The organism is Marinobacter sp. 3-2 (genome assembly GCF_003751355.1).
In the GTDB taxonomy this organism is placed as follows: Bacteria; Pseudomonadota; Gammaproteobacteria; order Pseudomonadales; family Oleiphilaceae; genus Marinobacter; species Marinobacter adhaerens.
The window spans coordinates 230,478-249,357 of the sequence record NZ_RJUQ01000014.1 but is presented as its reverse complement, the minus strand read 5'-3'; the positions used below and the strand labels follow the sequence as shown (position 1 = coordinate 249,357).

Here is an 18,880-nt window from a genome sequence, read left to right as displayed (position 1 = left end):
AGTTCCTGTGGCTACTGACACTTACTATCGCCGCAGGAGAGGCAGGTAGCACACCCGTCCATCACGATCACCGCCTTGGTGCTGCACTTGCCGCACATGGTGGCGTTCGGCGGGAAGTCGCTAGCCTTTTCATCGTTCGTAGCCGTGCTGTGGCTGGCTTCGAACTCGGCGCGCTTTTCGGCGAGGATGCGTTTGGTGGTTTCGCTCATTTCCTCGCTTTCCAGCAGGCCGATGGCCTTCAGGTGCTTCTCGATCACGGCGCCGATTTCAGCCACCAGCGACGGCATGAACACGCCGCCTTTCTTGAAGTAGCCGCCGTTGGGGTCGTACACGCTGCGCAGCTCTTCCACCAGGAAGGTGACGTCGCCACCCTTGCGGAATACCGCAGAGATAACGCGGGTGAGGGCGATAACCCACTGGAAGTGTTCCATCGACTTGGAGTTGATGAACACTTCGTACGGCTGCCGGCTCTCGTGGTCGGTGCCTTCGTTGAGCAGGATGTCGTTGATGGTGATGTACATCGCGTGCTCAGCCACCGGCGGTTTGATCTTGTAGGTGGTGCCCAGCAGGAAGTCCGGCCGTTCGATGTATTCGTTCATCTGAACGGGCTTGGTTTCTGCGTGCACCGGTGCCTGATGTTCGGCGGCTGCTTCAGGGTCGGCCTTCTTTACGCGGTAGCCGACGATTTTGTTGCTGATTTTAACTGTCATGTTCGTTGTCCTGTGTCGGTTCCCGGATCAGTACTTGCCGTAGGTGCCTTCTTTAAGCGCGTCAAACAGGTTGGCGGCGTTGTGGATTTCGCCGTCGTACTCTACCTGCTCGTTGCCCTTGAGGGTGACCTTGCTGCCATCGTCCAGGGTGAACTCGTACATTGTGTTCTCGAGGTCTTTTTCCTTAACCAGTACGCCCTGGAAGGCTTCCGGGTTGAAGCGGAAAGTGGTGCAACCCTTCAGGCCCTTATCGTAGGCGTAGAGGTAAATGTCCTTGAAGTCCTGGTAAGCGAAGTCTGTCGGAACGTTCGCGGTCTTGGAAATCGAGGAATCTACCCACTTCTGGGCGGCGGCCTGAATGTCCACATGCTGCGACGGTGTTACGTCGTCGGAGGTGGTGAAGTAGGCCGGCAGCTTCTTGTCCTCATCATCGGAGAACGGCATGGCACCCGGGTTCACCATGTGACGGTATGCCAGCAGCTCGAAGGAGAATACGTCGACTTTCTCTTTGGTCTTCCGGCCTTCGCGGATGATGTTGCGCGCGTAGTGGTGCGAGAAGCTCGGCTCGATGCCGTTACTGGCGTTGTTGGCCAGTGACAGGCTGATGGTGCCGGTCGGCGCGATGGACGTGTGGTGGGTAAAGCGACCACCTTTCTCGGCCAGTTCTTCCACCAGCTTCGGCTCTACCTTGGCAATCTCCTGCATGTACTTGCTGTACTTGGCGTGCAGGATGCGGCCTTTCACCTTGTCGCCCAGTTTGTAGCCATCTTCAGACAGCTGCGGGCACTTGGTTAGCATTTTCGGGGTAATCTCGAACTCGTCGTCCATGATCGGCGCAACGCCTTTTTCCTCGGCCAGGGCGAGGGACTGACGCCAGCCTTCAACGGCCATCTCACGAACGACTTCTTCGGTGAACTGTACGGATTCTGCAGAACCGTAAGGCATGCGCAGCATGGCGAGGGTGGAGCCCAGGCCGAGGATGCCCATACCGTGGCGGCGCTTGTAGGTGATTTCGTGGCGCTGCTCAGCCAGCGGCAGGCCGTTGATCTCAACCACATTGTCCAGCATCCGGGTGAAGATGGCCACAACCTTGCGGTACTTCTCGTAGTTAAAGCTGGCCTTGTCGGTGAACGGGTAGTCCACGAACATGGTCAGGTTTACAGAACCAAGCAGGCAGCTGCCGTACGGGGGCAGGGGCTGCTCACCGCAGGGGTTGGTGGCACGGATGTCTTCGCAGAACCAGTTGTTGTTCATCTGGTTGACCTTGTCGATCAGGATGAAACCCGGCTCGGCGTAGTCGTAGGTGCTGGTCATGATGGTGTCCCAGATGAACTGGGCTTTCAGGGTGCGGTAGATGCGGCAGGCAACCTTGCCTTCACCGTTCACCACGTAGCCTTTCTGTTCCGGGAAATCACGGTATACAAACTGGCTTTCGTCGCTCAGGTCCAGCTTCTCGTCTTCCACTTCCTTCTGGGTAACGGGGAAGGAGAGGTGCCAGTCGGCGTCGTTGCGCACGGCTTCGATGAAGTCTTCGGTGATCAGCAGCGAGAGGTTGAACTGGCGCAGGCGGCCGTCTTCACGCTTGGCCTGGATGAAGTCGATCACGTCCGGATGATGAACATCAAAGGTCGCCATTTGGGCGCCGCGGCGGCCACCGGCAGAGGACACGGTGAAGCACATGCGATCGAAGATATCCATGAACGACAGCGGGCCGGAGGTGGTTGCGCCGGCGCCGGCTACGTACGCGCCTTTCGGGCGCAGGGTGGAGAATTCATAACCGATACCACAACCTGCCTTGAGGGTAAGGCCGGCTTCGTGGTTCTTTTCCAGGATGTCGTTCATGGAATCTTGAACGGTGCCTGAAACGGTGCAGTTGATGGTGGACGTTGCCGGCTTGTGCGCTTCGGCACCGGCGTTGGAGGTAATCCGGCCGGCGGGAATGGCGCCGTTCTGCAAGGCCCAGATGAAGTTCTTCATGTGCTGGGTGCGAACGGATTTGTTTTCTACCTCGGCAAGGGCTTTGGCAACGCGTTCGTAGGTAGCGTTGATGTCCTTGTCCACGGGCTCGCCGGTCTTGGTCTTCAGCTGATATTTGCTGTGCCAGATGTCGATCGAGGCTTCCTGCATCGGAATTGTTGTTACCACTGCCTGTGCCTTAGCGTTCATTTCCACCCTCTGTCTTCCGGTATGTCTTCTTTTTGTGGCACCGGTCCTTGTACCGGCGGCGCCACTCCCCTTGAGAATCGTGTCTTTGGCCTTGGGCCTGTTTTCTTTTTAACCACTATATATGGGCTGAATCTGAAACGAGTATAACAGGATATAGTGTTCTGTGAATAAGAACGCAACTATTGATAGACGCTTCGGGGCAAAGAAAATCAATCAAAACCGGCTTGAATCCGGGAAATTTTTTCTAAAACAGCGGTTTGGGGCTAAAGGTTCAAAACCACTACATGTTGTGGTTTAAAAATTGATCAGGCCCTAGGCCGATCCGTGAGTCACATGAATTGTGACCCCTGCACGTACCCGGTTTGAACGTGTCGCTAAAGTATGGACGTGGTGTCGAAAACTGCAGTGGCCCACAGGATGTGAAAGAGACCAAAAACAAGGAAATAATAATGAAAGGCCTGAAACCTACCTTGCTAGCGCTCTGCGTTGCGGGTGTTCCACCTGCAGCCGTAGCCGAGATCCAGATGCTGGATGACTCGGCGATGGGCATGATCACCGGCCAGGCCGGTGTGACCATTGAGCTGGAAACAAAGATTGATCTTGACCGTTTTGTGTACACCGATGAAGGCTCATTGTCCGTCAGTAATATCAGCATTGGCGGCGCTGAGCGGACAGATTTCTTCGGATATAACGGGCTGACCGGTCCGACTGGTACGGATCGTCTCGATAACATCAAGATCGATATCGATGTCTATTCGGATGGCGACGCTGTCATCAACCTTTTACCTATTCAGTTCGCTGCCGTCGATTTCCGTGTCACCACGGGAGCGTGGGAGCTGTTGAGCACCGATGGAAGTAATCAGCAGACAACCTTAATGGACAATATGTTCATTGAGGGTGCGATAGGGCGTGGATCCATTGAGATCGACACAGCTACCGATGTGCTGAATTTCCGAGGCGCGTTTGCGATTGAAGTGATGGATTTTGACGTTCCGTTTCTTGCGCTTGGCGTTCGCGGTTTGCAGGTTACTGGTGCCGACTATGATCTCCGACGCCCGAGCCCACTGGATCTGTTTGCGGAGGTCGAGCTTGACGTCTACGAGAGCAGCCGTTTTTCAGGAACGGATTCAGCGTTGGCAATCGACATGGCGGAATTCAGAGCCGATGTCGGTATACGTGAGGTTATAGTAGGGCAGCAAACGATTGGCAGTGTTTTCCTAGATGATCTTGCAGTGACCAACACGGGGATGAGGATCTACGGCCACTGATATTGGGTCTAAAACCAAAACGGGGGCCAGTCTGGCCCCCGTTTTTTATCAGCCCAGCAACAGGCTGTCGTCGTCCACTTCCAGCCCACGCTGCTTTTCAAACAGCCCGAGCAGATCCTTCACTTCCAGACCTTCGCGGTCTTTGCCCGCGATATCGAATACTACCTGGCCCTGGTGCAGCATTACCGTGCGGCTGCCAACTTCCAGCGCCTGCTTCATGCTGTGGGTTACCATCAGTGCGGTGAGCTTCTGCTCTTCGATGATCTTGGTGGTGAGTTCCAGCACGAATGCTGCGGTTTTCGGGTCCAGCGCGGCCGTGTGTTCGTCCAGCAGCAGGATGCTCGAGGGCGTGAGGCTCGCCATCAGCAGGCTCACGGCCTGGCGCTGACCCCCTGAGAGCAGGCCCATCTTGTCGCCAAGACGTTTTTCCAGGCCCAGATTCAGGGACGAAAGGCTGTCCCTGAATTTTTCCATGTACTGCTTCTTTACGGCGCTGGTGAGGCCGCGGCGTTGGCCACGTTTGATGGCCAGGGCAAGGTTTTCCTCGATGCTGAGGCCCTCGCAGGTACCGGCCAGTGGGTCCTGGAATACCCGGGCAACACGGCCGGCCCGCTTGTGGGTCGGCAGTTTGGTGACGTCCAGGTTGTCCACGATGATCTGGCCGCTGTCTACCAGCACTTCGCCGGCGAGGGCATTCAGAAAGGTGGATTTTCCGGCGCCGTTGCTGCCTATCACAGTGACGAACTCGCCCTGGTTAACGGTCAGGCTCATACCCCGAAGGGCCGGGTTTTCCAGCGGTGTGCCCTTGCCAAAGGTAAGCCGGAGATCGGTTGCACTGATCATGTCGCCTCCTTAGGCCTTGCTACGGGAAAGTTTGCCGGCAATGGATGAACGTACGCCGGGCAAAACGATGGCCAGGGTAACCAGAACCGCGGTAATCAGGTTCAGATCCTGGGCCTGCAGTCCCAGGAAATCCGCATTCAGAGCGAAGGCAATGGCCAGTCGGTAGATGATTGCGCCCACCACGCACGCGATGAGCGCGCGTACCACGGTTGAGGGAGTCACCACGGCTTCGCCGCCAATCAGGGAGGCAAGGCCAATGACGATCACGCCAACGCCCATGGTGACATCGGCTGCACCCTGGCTCTGGGCAAAGAGCGCACCGGCAAGCCCGACAAGGCCGTTGGAAACGGCAACGCCGAGAACAATCATGGCGCCGGTGGCGATGCCCTGTGCCCGGGCCATTCTGGCGTTGGCGCCAGTGGCTCGCATGGCCAGGCCGGTTTCGGATTTCATGAAACGCCACAGCAGGATAAGGGCAACAAAGACCACAATAACGAACAGAAGCACCGGTACCTGGTGGTAGGCCAGATCCAGGTCGTACCAGGGCGTCAGCACGGTTTCTTCGGTCAGCAGGGCCACGTTGGGTCGGCCCATGATGCGCAGGTTGACTGAATAGAGCGCAATCATGGTCAGGATCGAGGCCAGCAGATTCAGAATGTTGAGTTTCACATTCAGCAGCGCCGTTACCGCGCCTGCGGCCATGCCGGCCATGACGGCACAGCCCGTGGCCAGCCACGGGTTCCAGCCTTCAATGATCAGTACGGCGGCAACGGCAGCACCGAGGGGAAAGCTGCCATCTACAGTGAGATCCGGGAAATCCAGCACCCGGAAGGAGAGGTAGATGCCGAAGGCGACCAGGCCGTAGATCAGTCCGGTCTCAATGGCACCATAAAGAGCGATGTTACTCAGCATGGTCGGGTATCACCAATGATAAAACGGGCAGCCCCTCGTGAGGGCCGCCCGTTGGGTTCAGGGGGATTACTTGGCGCTGTCGATCACTTTCTTCGCGTCTGCGATTACATCATCTGACAGGGTGATGCCCATGCGCTCTGCGGCGGCCGGGTTCACGAACAGGTCCAGCTTCTCCATGGTTTCAACCGCCATTTCGCCGGGTTTCTCGCCATTCAATACCCGGGCAACCATCACGCCGGTCTGGCGGCCATGGTCGTAATAATCAAACCCGAGTGCTGCAACGGCACCGCGCTCAACGGTGGCGGTGTCTGCCGCGAATACCGGAATGCTGGCGCGTTCACCAACAGAGATAACGGCTTCGGCAGCACTGATCACGGTATTGTCTGTGGTCAGGTAGATGGCGTCCGCTTTACCCACCAGGGAGCGGGCCGCGCCCAGAACCTCGGAAGTTTTGGTGGCAGCACCTTTTACCAGTTCAAGACCACGCGCCGCGAGGCGCTCTTCGAGCAGTTCCACCAGGGAAACGGCATTGGCTTCGCCCGGGTTGTACACCGTGCCAATGCGTTTGGCATCGGGCATTACGCGCTGCAGCATGTCCAGGTGTTTGTCGATGGGCAGCATGTCGCTCACGCCGGTAATGTTGGCGCCAGGCGCCTCCAGATTACTTACCAGCTTGGCGCCAAGCGGGTCGGTTACAGCGGAGAAAATCACCGGTGTATTGCGGGCCGCAGCGGCAACGGTTTGCGCGGAAGGCGTTGCAATCGCCACGATCACGTCGGGACTTTCACCAACGAATTTGCGGGCTATCTGGGAAGCAATGGCAGAGTTGCCCTGGGCACTTTCGTGCATCACTTCGAGGTTGTCGCCCTCTTTGAAGCCGCGCTCGGCGAGTTCATCTTTTATGCCCTGGTAGACGGCGTCCAGTGCCGGGTGTTCCACAATCTGTGTGATGGCTACAACGCGGGGTTCCTGTGCCTGAACAAGTGTTGCCAGCGCCAGCAGGGTGGCACCGAACAGGGTGCGCAGGGTTGTCTTGGCCATATGCCCATCTCCGGGTAGGTTAACTGATATGTTGCGAATCTGAAGGGGCGGAAGTTTACCACAGGCAAGGGGTTCAAGGGGTAGGGGATGTTGCCGGCACCGGCGTTTTGGTTGCAATAGATGCAGTTGGAAATTATTTTGCTTGTGTCACGTTTTGACCGCTCATACTATGTTGAAATACCCTACGAAAGTCTAATAATAAGTCATCTATAACTCGAATAACGAACTGCAAGGAAGGTCCATGGACACAACAAACAAGCTTCCCCTGGATATGGTTTATCACTGGGAGAAGGCCAAGGCGAACTCCGTATACATGACCCAGCCCATTGGCGACGGCAAAACCGTCGACTACACCTGGGGTCGGGCGGTGGATGAGGCGCGGCGCATGGCGTCTTACCTCAAATCGCTGAACCTCCCTGAGAAGAGCCGCATCGGCCTGATCTCCAAGAACTGCGCCCACTGGATCATGACCGACTGGGCCATCTGGATGGCCGGTCACATTTCCGTTCCGCTTTATCCCACCCTGAATGCCGACACCGTCAACTACATCCTGAACCACGCCGAGTGCGAGGTGGTGTTTGTCGGCAAGCTGGACGACTGGGACATGATGAAACCGGGCGTGCCGGAATCCGTGCGTTGCATCTCCTTCCCGCTGAGCCCTCCCAATGATTTCGAAACCTGGGACGATATCGTCGCCAAGTATCCGCCTCTGGAAGAAAACGTTCAGCGTGATGCCGACGAACTGGCCACCATCGTTTATACCTCCGGCAGCACCGGTAAGCCCAAGGGCGTCATGCTCAGCTTTTACAACATGGCCTATGCGGCAGAGGGTGGCATGGAGGTACTCGGTGTGAGCTCCGAGGAGCGCATGTTGTCGTACCTGCCGCTGGCTCACGTGTTCGAGCGTACCTTTGTTGAGCTGGCCTCGCTCTATGCGGGTTTCCACCTGTATTTTGCAGAATCTCTGGACACCTTCGTGCAGGATTTGCAGCGTGCCCAGCCAACGCTGTTCCTCTCGGTACCGCGCCTGTGGGTGAAATTCCAGCACGGTGTGCTCCAGAAGCTGCCGAAGAAGAAGCTGGACCGGCTGCTGAAGATTCCGGTGGTCAACAAACTGATCAAGAAGAAAATCCTGAAGGGCCTTGGCCTGGACAAGGTCAAGCTGGCAGGCAGTGGCTCGGCCCCCCTGGCGAGCGACGTTCTGGACTGGTACCGCAACCTTGGTCTCGAGTTGCTTGAGGGCTATGGCATGTCTGAAAACTTTGCCTACTCCCATATGAGCAAGCCAGGACGCTCAAGAACCGGTTACGTCGGTGAGTCCGCACCGGGGGTTGAAACCCGTATCAGCCCGGAGGGCGAGATTCAGATCAAGAGCCCGGCCACCATGATGGGCTACTACAAGGACGAAGAGAAAACCCGGGAGACCTTCACTGAGGATGGCTTCCTGAAGACTGGCGACAAGGGTGAAATTGATGAGATGGGCCGGCTCAAGATCACCGGTCGCATCAAGGAAATCTTCAAGACCAGCAAGGGCAAGTATATTGCGCCTGCACCCATTGAGAACCGTCTGATGTCCCACGATGCCATCGAGATGGTGTGTGTCTCCGGTGCCAATCAGACCCAGCCCCACGCGCTGGTGATGCTGGCCGAGGAGTCCCGGCCGAAAATGGCGGATGAAGCCTTCCGTAAGGAAATCGAAGAGAGCTTCAAGAAGCTGATTGCCGATGTGAACAAGACCGTGGATCCCCACGAACAGTTGGCGTTTATCACCGTAATGAGCGACGAGTGGTCGATCGAGAACAGCTTCCTCACGCCGACCATGAAGCTCAAGCGCAACGTGGTTGAGGATGCGTATCAGGAGCAAGTGGAGAACTGGTATGCACAGCGTCAGCCGGTTATCTGGCAGTAAAACGCCCGATTCAAAATGAAGATGTTATGGCCCGGCTCTGCCGGGCTTTTTTGTGCCGGAAAAAACCGACGTAAGTCGCATAGGGAAAAGGAGGAAGCGGGCCTAAACTGGATGAATATCAGGAGGATGTTATGAGCCAGTTGTCCCTTTTCCAGAAGCGTATCCAGGACGAAATTCCCCTTTCCCGGGCGTTGGGGATTCAATTGCATTCCTGGGATGGCCATTCGCTGCTGCTCAGTGCGCCGCTGGAACCCAACAAGAACCACCAGGGTACGGGGTTTGGAGGCAGCGTGTATTCTGCGGCGGTTACTGCGGCCTGGGGCCTGACTGAATTGGCACTATGGGATCTTGGCTTAAAGGGCAATGTGGTGGTGCAGAGCGGGAATATCGACTACCTCGAGCCCGTGTCTTCCGATTTCTATGTGATCTGCCGACTGCCCGGTGAGGAGGTACCGGAACGTTTTCGCAAAAGTTTGGCCCGGCATGGCAAGGGACGGCTGGATCTGACGGCTGAGGTTTTTTGCGGCGAACCAAACACAATGCCCGAGGGGGATCCTGTGGCGGTTTTCCAGGGGCGGTTCGTGGTTCAGGATGTGAAAAGCCGGGTAACGTTCTGAGCTTGTCAGGCAATTGACCGGCTATTGGAGATTGAGCGGCTCATCAGAATAATCGGAATGATGCCGGCCAGAACGATAATCAGGGCGGGTAGGGCGCTGTGGTACAGGCGCTCGTCAGAGGCGAACTGGTACACGTAGGTCGCCAGTGTCTCGAAGTTGAACGGCCTGAGTATCAGGGTGGCCGGCAATTCCTTCATGCAATCCACGAAAACCACCAGCGCCGCCGTTACCAGTGTGCCTCGCAACATTGGCAAGTGAACCCTGACCAGCGTGTTGCCCGGGGTGTGGCCCAGGGAGCGGGACGCCATGTCCATGCTCGGGGTAATCTTCTGCAACGCACTCTCCACGCTACCGGCCGAAACGGCAAGGAATCGCACGGTGTAGGCGAACACCAGGGCGAAGGCCGAGCCACTCAGTAACAGGCCCGTGCTGATTCCGAATACGTCCCGCATCAGGTTATCCAGCCAGTTGTCAAAACCTGCCAGGGGCACAATCACACCAACAGCCAGCACGGCGCCGGGCATGGCATAGCCCAGGCTGGAAAGGCGCATCAGTACCTGCATTTTGCGAGTGTTGTGCAGTCGGCGGCTGTAGGCGAGCGTAACACCAATCAGCAGAGTGGTGAGGGCTGCCGTGCCTGAGAGGAAAAGGCTGTTGAAGGTGTTTCGGACAAAATCCGGGTTCCAGCTTTCACCGAAGTATTCCCACGCATAGAGCCCGAGGGTTGCGCCGGGAATCACGAAACCGAACAGCACCGGCAAAGCGCAAACCGCTACGCAAATCATCTGGCGCGGGAAGGACATGGTGAAGCGCTGGATCGGCTCACGGTTGTCCCGCGCTGCGAACTGTTGCTGGCGTCTTCGGGAATACCGTTCCAGGGTAACCAGAATCACCACGAAGATCAGCATTGTGGTGGCTATTTGAGCGGCCCCACCGAGGTTGCCCAGGTTCATCCAGGTATCAAACAGGCCAGCGGTCAGGGTCTGGACGGCAAAGAAGTCCACGGTGCCAAAATCGTTCAGGGTTTCCATCAACACCAGGGAAAGGCCGACGGCTACCGCCGGCCGGGCGATGGGCAGAACCACCCTAAAGAATGTGCTCAGCGCGGAGTGGCCGAGACTGCGGCTGACCGCGAACAGAGACGGGGACTGTTCCAGAAAGGCGGCGCGGGCCAGAAGGTAAACGTAGGGATACAACACCAGCCCGATCATCAGCGTGGCGCCTTCGGGGCTGCGAATTTCCGGGAACCAGTAGTCTGCGGCACTGCTCCAGCCGAACAGGTCTCTCAAGGCACCCTGAACGGGGCCAGCGTAGTCCAGGAGGCTTGTGTACACATAGGCAATAACGTAGGCGGGCACTGCAAATGGTAGCAGCATCGCCCACTCAAAGAATTTGCGACCCGGAAACTCGCACATGGTGACCGCCCAGGCCGACGCCAGGCCTATAACCAGGGTAAGGGCACCCACCCCAATCATCAGTTTGAGCGTGGTTGTCAGGTACCGGGGAAGGGTGGTTTCGATCAGGTGTGGCCAGATGTTCTCTTCGGGAAAAAACGCCAGAAAAATAACGGAGAGAACCGGAAGGGCGACGATGGCGGTGGTCAGTAGTGCGCTGATCATCCATTTTGGAGAGGTACGCTTAGCCAGCAGGGGCTGGGATAGCCCTGGATTAACGCTGGTTGCGGCCTCGCTCATAGTGTCCCTGCGTCTGGATGTGGAGTCTGTCCAATTGAAGGCTGCAGATTGTAGTCACCTGACCTGATGCCTGCAACGACTGGTGTCATACCGGAAGAGGGAAGCGCCCGGTAAAGGGCATGTGAGGGTGGTCAAACCACCCTCACTGCTGGCGATTACTCGCCGTCGTAATCGACGCGGTCAACCAATTTGACTGCGGCATTGCGGTTATCTGCAATTTCCTGCAGTGACAGGTTGTCGGGATTGATCTCACCCCACTCGGCAACCAGTCCGGAAGGCTTAACTTCCGGGTTTGCCGGGTATTCCGTGTTTGCCTCGGCGTAGATACGCTGGGCTTTCGGTGAAGACAGGAATTCCATCAGCTTGATGGCATTCTCTCGGTTCGGCGCGCTCTTGGTCAGTGAAATACCACTGATATTTACGTGAGTGCCCCGGCCTTCGGCGTTCGGAAATACAAGCCGTACCTGCTCGGCAATCGGCCGCTGGTTCTCATCCTGCAGCATGTTGCCATAGTAGTAGCTGTTACCAATGGAGACGTCGCATACGCCCTCGGCAATAGCCTTGATCTGGTCGCGGTCGCCACCCTGGGGTTTGCGGGCCAGATTGTCTTTCAGGCCTTCCAGCCACTTCTCGGTTTCGGCTTTACCATGGTGTGCGATCATGGAGGAGAACAGGGCGATGTTGTAGGGGTGCTTGCCGCTGCGAGTGCAGATACGGTTGTTCCACTTGTCGTCTGCCAGTTGCTCGTAGGTGGTAATCTCACCTTCTTCCACGCGGTCCTTGGACACGAAAATCAGGCGCCCGCGGGTGGTCAGGGCAAACCACTTGCCCTCGGGATGGCGCAGGTTTTCCGGAATGTTCTCTTCCAGAGTCTCGTTGTCGACGTTCTGAACGAGATCACGTTCTACCAGCTCGTTGAGGCGGGAAATATCAACGGTCATCACCAAATCTGCCGGGCTGTTGCGACCCTCGCGCTCCAGTCGCTCGGCCAGACCCTGTTTGGCAAAGACCACGTTGCTCTGGATGCCGGTTTCCTGTTCAAAAGCGTTCAGCAGGGGTTCGAGCAGATATGCCTGACGGTATGAGTAGATATTGACCTCGCCATCTGCGGAGGCGGCCATGGGCATGGCAGAGAGGGCGATTGCTGCGGTAGCAGCCAGTTTCATTCGCATATTCCCATCCTTTCGGGTGTTTCTGGTATTAATTTGCCTTTGCCAGGATCGGCAAGTTTTTAAAAACGCCAACCATTCTCATTTCCATTGACTCCAGAGTCAATCTCTCCGTTGGCATATTTTTCTGAAAATGGTGTTATGCTTCGGAAGACTATAAAAACTATGCAAAAAGTAGTGGAATCCTCAAATGGATGGGAACGATCGAAGAGAGCACATACGCACGGCAATGAGTGCGAAAGTAAAGGTGGTTCACGAGGAGCTGGGCGAGTTCATATTCTCGACCCGCGATATCTCCGACGGCGGTGTTTTCATCGTTGTGGACACTGAGCCATTTGCGCCAAACCTCGGCGACACAGTTACCGTGCAGGTGCAGGGGCTACCTGTTCCAGCACCGGTACTTGAAATGGTGGTCGTGCGCAAAACCAATGACGGGTACGGCCTCCAGTTTGATCAAAATGGTGACTGATAGACGGATTGAATGCCCCTGCCGTGGATAATGGCAGTGTTCAACCAACCGCTGTCAGGGATGCAACAGCCAGATGATCTTTTCAGTCTTTTCCAGAGCTTACAAGCCAATTATTGCAAGCCTTATCCTGGTTTCCGTATCGGGCTGTGCCAGCTATTACTCACATTTTGCGATGTTTCCGGCTGAGAATTCATCCGGTGAGCCAAGACACGTGCGGCTGTCCTGGCAAAGCGCGGAGTATCCTGGTTGGTGGTTTGCCGGCGATAAAGCCACGCCCGTGAAACTGGAAACCCAGTGCAGCGACCGTGTCTGGCGCCTCCGCGATGACGAAGAGGCGAGTGCCTGCGGCGAGGGTATTCGTGCCTGTGGCGAAGCGGGCCGGGATCTGGTGGCGCAGACGGGGCAGCCGGCAAGCGGCTCAACCCGCTGCATGTCCATCAATCCGGCGGATCCGGATGCCCGTATTGCAGAAATAGAAGGGAAACTGGAGTTGCTGGTGTCCTGTAGTCCTGCCGTCTTGGCAGAGGGTGAGGGTGATGACGCCCTGAACCTTGACTATCTGCGAGCCTCGTCAGTCCCATACACGGTTTATGTCCGGAAGGCGCCGCGGGGTTCAATGCGTTCCCGATTGCCTGAATTTGATGAATCGGTATGTGACGCAGAGTGACACTTTCTGACGTTGATATGTGACTCCCATCACGTTGCTACATTTTGTTTCCTGTTGAACATTAGCGTTACGTTTTGTCGCGTTTGGGTTACCTGACGATACGATATTGTAATTGTGTCTTCCGGCGGTTCGGTCAGAATGGTAGCTATCGAAAAGTTTGTTGTGTGAGGTGGCCCGTGGGTGTCCAACAGAAAAAAGTCGCAGTTCATGATCTGGAAGTGGGCATGTTCGTGTCTGATCTGGACAGGCCATGGCATCAGACCCCCTTTCCGATTCAGGGTTTCCATATCCGGTCCCAGGATGACATTCGTGCACTGGTATCCCACTGCAAATGGGTTCTGGTCGATGTGGCGGAAGCAAGGGAGTCCAAAGAGGTAAAAGGCGGAAGCAAGCCGGCTTTCGGAACATTGCAAGGCAAGCGCAGGGGTGGGCGGGAGCAACTCCAGTTGCCGCCTCTGAGTATTCGCGAGCCAGTGACGTATGAAACCGTTACCAGTCTCAAGAAGGAAATGAAAACCTCAAAGCGCCTGCTTGACGATATGGAAGGCGCGCTGGATCAGCTTTTCGAGACTCTTCGTGCCGATGGCGTGCCAGATCTCCGGCCGATCGCTGCGATCACCAGCAAAATGGTGAGTAGCGTTGTTCGCCAGCCAGACGCTCTGTTGTGGCTCAGTCGCACCCGTGCTCACGACAGCTACCTGTACCGGCATGCACTGAATACCTCTGTCTGGGCCTTGGTGTGTGGGCGCCATCTCGGGTTGAACGAGGGGCTGCTGAACCATTTGGGCCTGGGTTGCCTGCTGTCCCAGGTGGGCAAGACCACGCTGCCTGCCGAGTTGCTGGCGCGGGAAGGCCAGTTGAGCTCAGAGGAGTATCTGACCTACCGGAGTTACGTTGGCCGTGGAGTCAGGATGCTTGAAAACAGCGGGCTCTCCCGTGCCGTGCTGAGTGTGGTTCAGGGGCATCGGGAACGTCATAACGGTTCCGGCTTTCCGGAGGGTGTCCGCGGCGATCGGATTCCATTGCTGGCCAAGGTTGCCGGTATCGCGGAATTTTTCGAATCGTTGATAGCGCCCCGGTCTCATGCCGAGCCGATGACACCGGCAAAAGCGGTCACGCTGCTCTATGAGATGCGCAATATCGAGTTCCAGGAGGACCTGGTCGAGAATTTCATCCAGGCGATCGGTATCTATCCCACCGGGAGTCTGGTTGAGCTGACCGATGGTCAGCGCGGTATTGTGGTTTCCCATTCCCCTGAGCGCCGTTTGTGGCCGCGGGTAATGGTAATGACCGATGCTGCCTCAAGGCCGTTGAAAACAGCCAAAATTATTGATCTGGCCAGATACAACGAAGGCAAGGAAGCGCCAGAAACCGTGCGGGTTCGCGATTGTCTGCCGCACGGTACGGAAGGCCTTGATCCTTCCTATTACGACGTGACCGGCGTGGAATCACGCTGGAGCCTCTCGCGCCTGATCAGCGGATAAGCACTCGCAGCTGTTTGCGAACCCACCGATAGGTATCCTCCGGACGGAAGCTGAGCAGCAGCTCGGACTCACCGCCGGAGGGGCCGGCGACAAAATACTCCACCTCTCCGCTCTGCCAGTCGGCTGAATTTATCTGGATATCCTGCGGGCGTGTGCTGATGGCCTCCAGCTCCGCCAGGGAAAGTCCGCCCCCGATTTTTCGAACCGCAACCTGCTTCAGGGCTGTATCAGTAGCCGGATGACTGGCAACGTCCTCATCCAGGAAATATCGGTTTGCGACGGTTGTACTGATCGCCTTGAGTTCCCGGGTGAGATAGGTCTGGGCATCCTCCGAATCAATGTCTTCCATGGTTCGCACGGCATTCTCGATTCGGTCCTTTTTGGCCTGCAGGTCTTCACTGTATTCAATGTCAGGATCGCGATCCTCATCATTCTCCGGTCGTGGCGGTGCGTTGTCGATTTCCTCCTGGGTGGGCGGCTCCTCACAGAGTTCATCGTCCTCGGGGTAAAAACAGATCGCGGCAAGCAGCTGATTGGCGGGAGACATCGGGTTGTTGGCCGTGAATTCGGATTCGCTGACACTGAAATCAATCGGCGCTGTCAGGCCCGGAAGGGCCGCGTTCAACTGCCTAATAACCCGGTCGCGGATATCGATACCGTCGCCCTCAGCAACATTCTGGCTCCAGTTCAGGAGCATCAGGAACCGGGACAGGTTCATCAGCGTTGTATTCTCCAGAACGTTTTGCTCAGTCAGCGTGTGGGTGCTCAATCCCTCATCATCCACCATTGGCGTTTTCAGCCCTGTGCGGGTGGTCTCGAAAAATTCGAGCAGGGTTACGTATTGCCTGGCCGGTACATCGCTAACCAGCGGCAGGTCTCCAACCCTGAACGTGAGGGTTTCGCCGGGGTAGTAGCGGAATTCTCCCGCTGTGTTCGTGGTGCCGGACTGACTGGCAGTCTGATAGGAAAGACCGTTAAAACCATTGAAATTGACTCGGCCGGTGCTCCTGTCGTCGCCGGAGCCTCCGCCGTCATCCAGACAGCCGGAGAGAGCAAGTGTGCCCAGCAGGGTGAACGTAAGTCGGGTGCGGTGAACGGATCTCATGGTTGAACGTACATTCCCTTCGTTTCAGCGCGCCTGCACCCGGGGTGCAGCAGCCTCTTTTGTAAATTGTTGTAACCGCATTATAGGGGCGTGATTTGCCTCATATCGGGATTCCTGTCGCAGTTTCCGTTATTGGTCCGGGCATGCCTCCGGCCGATAAGGGCCTTGAAATCAGCGACTTTGTCACAATAAATAGCAATCTAAATTCTGGCTGGCGGCGAGGGCCGTTCTTTGCCGTTTTTCACCGAATCGGGATGAGTTATGACCAATGCACTGGAAATTGAGGGCCTCACCAAAACCTATGGTGACGGCTTCAAGGCTCTCAAGGGGATTGATCTGCACGTCGCCGAGGGGGACTTCTTTGCCTTGCTGGGGCCCAATGGGGCAGGCAAATCGACCACCCTGGGTATTGTTTGCTCCCTGGTTAACAAAACAGCGGGAAAGGTGCGGGTGTTCGGATATGACACCGACACCCATCTCTCGGATGCCAAGTTGAACCTTGGTGTTGTGCCGCAGGAGTTCAACTTCAACCAGTTCGAAAAGGTCTTCGACATTGTCACCACCCAGGCCGGCTACTACGGAATTCCTCTTAAACAGGCCTCGGCGTCGGCTGAAAAGTATCTGAAAAAGCTCGGACTCTGGGAGAAGCGGGACACCCCGGCACGTATGCTCTCCGGCGGTATGAAGCGTCGTCTGATGATTGCCCGGGCCCTGGTTCATGAGCCCAAACTGTTGATCCTGGACGAGCCGACTGCCGGCGTAGATATTGAACTTCGTCGGTCCATGTGGACCTTTCTGGAAGAAATGAATCGTCAGGGCACCACCATTATCCTGACGACCCATTATCTGGAGGAAGCGGAAGCCCTTTGCCGCAATATTGCCATTATTGATCACGGCAAGATTCTGAAAAACACCAGCAAAAAGGCCCTGCTGCAGCAACTAAGCCTGGAAACCTTTGTTCTGGACACCGAGAAGACCCTTGATGCCGCGCCTGAACTGAATGGTTTCCCGACTCGATTGGACGGAGAAGGTGCTCTCGAGGTGGAAGTGCAGAAAGGGCAGGGGCTCAACCAGGTGTTCGTGGAGCTTGAACGGTTGGGCATCAAAGTGGTCAGCATGAGGACCAAGGCCAACCGGCTGGAGGAACTGTTTATTCGCATGGTCGAAGAGAACGCTGCGGAGTCAACTCAAACCGTGGAGGGTGCAGCATGACGCCACAAGCGCTCTTCACCGCCTTCAGTACCATCGTTTTCCGGGAGATACGCCGGTTTACCCGCATCTGGGCGCAAACCCTGTTGCCGCCCGCAGTCACCATGACCCTGTATTTCATTATTTTCGGCAACCTCATCGGCTCCCGAATTGGGGAGATGGGCGGCTTCGACTACATGTCTTTCATTGTGCCGGGGCTGATCATGATGTCGGTGATCACCAGTTCCTATGCCAATGTGGTGTCTTCATTTTTCTCCATGAAGTTCCAGCGCAGTATCGAGGAGCTTCTGGTGTCGCCGGTGCCGAACTGGGTAATCCTGGCCGGCTATGTAACCGGTGGCATGGCGCGAGGCCTCGGCATCGGGCTGATTGTCACGCTGTTGTCACTGGCGTTTACCCGCCTGTCCATCCACAACTTGCCAATGATGGTTCTGACGGTATTTCTGACTTCGGCACTGTTTGCCCTGGGTGGCTTTATCAACGCCATGTTGGCGACCAAGTTTGATGACATCTCCATTGTGCCCACGTTCGTATTGACCCCGTTGACGTATCTGGGTGGCGTGTTCTACAGCATCGATTTACTGCCGGGGTTCTGGCAGGGCGTATCCATGGCCAACCCTATCCTCTACATGGTCAACGGCTTCCGGTACGGCATTCTGGGCGTGTCAGACGTTAATCCGTTTGTTTCTCTTGGTATGATTCTGGTTTTCATCTCCGTACTGGCATTCATCGCTCTCAGAATGCTGGAGCGTGGTAAAGGCATTCGCCACTGATTTCAGGAACCACTATGGCACTTAACGACGCCCCGCTTGGCAAGACAAGCGACTACCCGGACAGCTACGATCCTGGGCTGCTTTTCCCGGTGGCGAGAGAGGAAAATCGCCGCCGCCTTGGTCTGGAGGATGGCCGATGGCCCTGGTTTGGCGAGGATCTGTGGCAGGCCTGGGAAATCTCCTGGCTGCGTCCAAGCGGCGTGCCGGAAGTGGCCTGGGCGGAGATTGTTTTTCCGGCGGCCTCGCCCGCAATCATTGAGTCCAAATCGCTCAAGCTGTACCTGAATTCGTTGAACCAGGCGGTCTACTCTTCTCGGGAGCAGGTCGCGGAGGTGATTACCCAGGATCTTTCCAGCGCCTGCGGCGGTGCTGTTCAGGTGAATCTGTTGAGCGTCGACGAATCCGGTGAAGTGATTGGCCGGCCGGAGGGCTTCGAGCTCATTGATGACGAGCCGGTCAGCGAAGTGGTTTTTGAATACGCGCCTGAGGCGCTTTCAGCGAGTGGGGAGGTGGTGACAGAACGGCTTTGCTCCCATCTGTTGAAGAGCAACTGCCCGGTAACCGGTCAGCCTGACTGGGCGACACTCCTCATAAGCTACACCGGACCGAAAATCGATCGGGGTGGTTTGTTGCGTTACGTGGTGAGCTTCCGGCAGAAACAGGATTTCCACGAGCATTGCGTGGAAACCGTGTTTACCGATCTGATGGGGCGATGCAACCCGGAGTCGCTTACCGTGGTTGCCCGGTATACACGGAGGGGCGGGCTGGATATCAATCCGTGGCGAAGCACGGAAACCGGCGGGGATGCCGGCCCAAGGTTGATACGTCAGTAGCAGGATTCTGT

Annotated in this window: 17 protein-coding genes; 9 read left to right on the top strand and 8 right to left on the bottom strand. The window is 56.5% G+C overall.

Annotated features, from left to right (window positions below):
- Nucleotides 1-11 precede the first annotated feature (11 nt).
- Both EDB94_RS13785 and EDB94_RS13780 read right to left on the bottom strand, forming a co-directional pair.
- On the bottom strand, nt 12-710 hold the full coding sequence (locus EDB94_RS13785; RefSeq protein ID WP_108018858.1) for an NrdJb: 699 nt from the start codon (nt 708-710) through the stop codon (nt 12-14).
- Between the two features lie 27 nt (nt 711-737).
- Nucleotides 738-2,876 carry an adenosylcobalamin-dependent ribonucleoside-diphosphate reductase gene (locus tag EDB94_RS13780; RefSeq protein WP_088559193.1) on the bottom strand — a complete coding sequence of 713 codons (2,139 nt, stop codon included), beginning with the start codon at nt 2,874-2,876 and terminating at the stop codon, nt 738-740.
- Between the two features lie 449 nt (nt 2,877-3,325).
- On the opposite strand from EDB94_RS13780, the gene EDB94_RS13775 reads away from it, so the two are divergent.
- Nucleotides 3,326-4,144 (top strand): DUF6160 family protein, encoded by an 819-nt coding sequence (locus EDB94_RS13775; RefSeq protein WP_108018859.1) that lies wholly within the window; start codon nt 3,326-3,328, stop codon nt 4,142-4,144.
- A gap of 48 nt (nt 4,145-4,192) precedes the next feature.
- On the opposite strand, the gene EDB94_RS13770 is transcribed toward EDB94_RS13775, so the two are convergent.
- The 3 genes from EDB94_RS13770 to EDB94_RS13760 form a co-directional block, all read right to left on the bottom strand.
- On the bottom strand, nt 4,193-4,987 hold the full coding sequence (locus EDB94_RS13770; protein WP_053114995.1) for an ABC transporter ATP-binding protein: 795 nt from the start codon (nt 4,985-4,987) through the stop codon (nt 4,193-4,195).
- Nucleotides 4,988-4,996: 9 nt separating this feature from the next.
- The gene (locus EDB94_RS13765) at nt 4,997-5,899 is read right to left on the bottom strand and encodes an ABC transporter permease (RefSeq protein ID WP_008174269.1); all 903 of its coding nucleotides are present in this window, start codon (nt 5,897-5,899) and stop codon (nt 4,997-4,999) included.
- Nucleotides 5,900-5,965: 66 nt separating this feature from the next.
- Complete coding sequence (locus EDB94_RS13760) at nt 5,966-6,940, bottom strand: ABC transporter substrate-binding protein (protein WP_008174270.1); 975 nt, start codon at nt 6,938-6,940, stop codon at nt 5,966-5,968.
- Nucleotides 6,941-7,181: 241 nt separating this feature from the next.
- Here EDB94_RS13760 and EDB94_RS13755 point away from each other — a divergent pair, with 241 nt between their 5' ends.
- Nucleotides 7,182-8,849 (top strand): AMP-binding protein, encoded by a 1,668-nt coding sequence (locus tag EDB94_RS13755; RefSeq protein WP_041645179.1) that lies wholly within the window; start codon nt 7,182-7,184, stop codon nt 8,847-8,849.
- A 131-nt stretch (nt 8,850-8,980) separates the two neighbouring features.
- The gene (locus tag EDB94_RS13750) at nt 8,981-9,466 is read left to right on the top strand and encodes a thioesterase domain-containing protein (protein WP_008174272.1); all 486 of its coding nucleotides are present in this window, start codon (nt 8,981-8,983) and stop codon (nt 9,464-9,466) included.
- A 5-nt stretch (nt 9,467-9,471) separates the two neighbouring features.
- Here EDB94_RS13750 and EDB94_RS13745 read toward each other — a convergent pair whose 3' ends face one another.
- Nucleotides 9,472-11,160, bottom strand: a complete 1,689-nt coding sequence (locus EDB94_RS13745; protein WP_108018860.1) for an iron ABC transporter permease — start codon at nt 11,158-11,160, stop codon at nt 9,472-9,474.
- A 155-nt stretch (nt 11,161-11,315) separates the two neighbouring features.
- Nucleotides 11,316-12,332, bottom strand: coding sequence for a Fe(3+) ABC transporter substrate-binding protein (locus tag EDB94_RS13740; protein WP_108018861.1), 1,017 nt, complete (start codon nt 12,330-12,332; stop codon nt 11,316-11,318).
- Between the two features lie 187 nt (nt 12,333-12,519).
- On the opposite strand from EDB94_RS13740, the gene EDB94_RS13735 reads away from it, so the two are divergent.
- The 3 genes from EDB94_RS13735 to EDB94_RS13725 all read left to right on the top strand — a co-directional run bounded on the left by EDB94_RS13735 (nt 12,520) and on the right by EDB94_RS13725 (nt 14,949).
- On the top strand, nt 12,520-12,798 hold the full coding sequence (locus EDB94_RS13735; protein ID WP_041645181.1) for a PilZ domain-containing protein: 279 nt from the start codon (nt 12,520-12,522) through the stop codon (nt 12,796-12,798).
- 73 nt (nt 12,799-12,871) lie between these two features.
- Nucleotides 12,872-13,465 carry a hypothetical protein gene (locus EDB94_RS13730; RefSeq protein WP_108018862.1) on the top strand — a complete coding sequence of 198 codons (594 nt, stop codon included), beginning with the start codon at nt 12,872-12,874 and terminating at the stop codon, nt 13,463-13,465.
- Nucleotides 13,466-13,641: 176 nt separating this feature from the next.
- Nucleotides 13,642-14,949 (top strand): HD-GYP domain-containing protein, encoded by a 1,308-nt coding sequence (locus EDB94_RS13725; RefSeq protein ID WP_014576875.1) that lies wholly within the window; start codon nt 13,642-13,644, stop codon nt 14,947-14,949.
- Here EDB94_RS13725 and EDB94_RS13720 read toward each other — a convergent pair.
- The gene (locus EDB94_RS13720; RefSeq protein ID WP_108018863.1) at nt 14,939-16,054 is read right to left on the bottom strand and encodes an organic solvent ABC transporter permease; all 1,116 of its coding nucleotides are present in this window, start codon (nt 16,052-16,054) and stop codon (nt 14,939-14,941) included. The genes EDB94_RS13725 and EDB94_RS13720 overlap by 11 nt on opposite strands.
- Nucleotides 16,055-16,315: 261 nt before the next feature.
- On the opposite strand from EDB94_RS13720, the gene EDB94_RS13715 reads away from it, so the two are divergent.
- The 3 genes from EDB94_RS13715 to queF are packed head-to-tail and all read left to right on the top strand — an operon-like array spanning nt 16,316 to nt 18,869.
- Nucleotides 16,316-17,266, top strand: a complete 951-nt coding sequence (locus tag EDB94_RS13715) for an ABC transporter ATP-binding protein (RefSeq protein WP_014576877.1) — start codon at nt 16,316-16,318, stop codon at nt 17,264-17,266.
- Complete coding sequence (locus EDB94_RS13710; protein WP_108018864.1) at nt 17,263-18,036, top strand: ABC transporter permease; 774 nt, start codon at nt 17,263-17,265, stop codon at nt 18,034-18,036. The genes EDB94_RS13715 and EDB94_RS13710 overlap by 4 nt, the downstream gene beginning before the upstream one ends.
- A gap of 14 nt (nt 18,037-18,050) precedes the next feature.
- Nucleotides 18,051-18,869 (top strand): NADPH-dependent 7-cyano-7-deazaguanine reductase QueF, encoded by an 819-nt coding sequence (gene queF, locus EDB94_RS13705; protein WP_108018865.1) that lies wholly within the window; start codon nt 18,051-18,053, stop codon nt 18,867-18,869.
- Nucleotides 18,870-18,880: the final 11 nt, after the last annotated feature.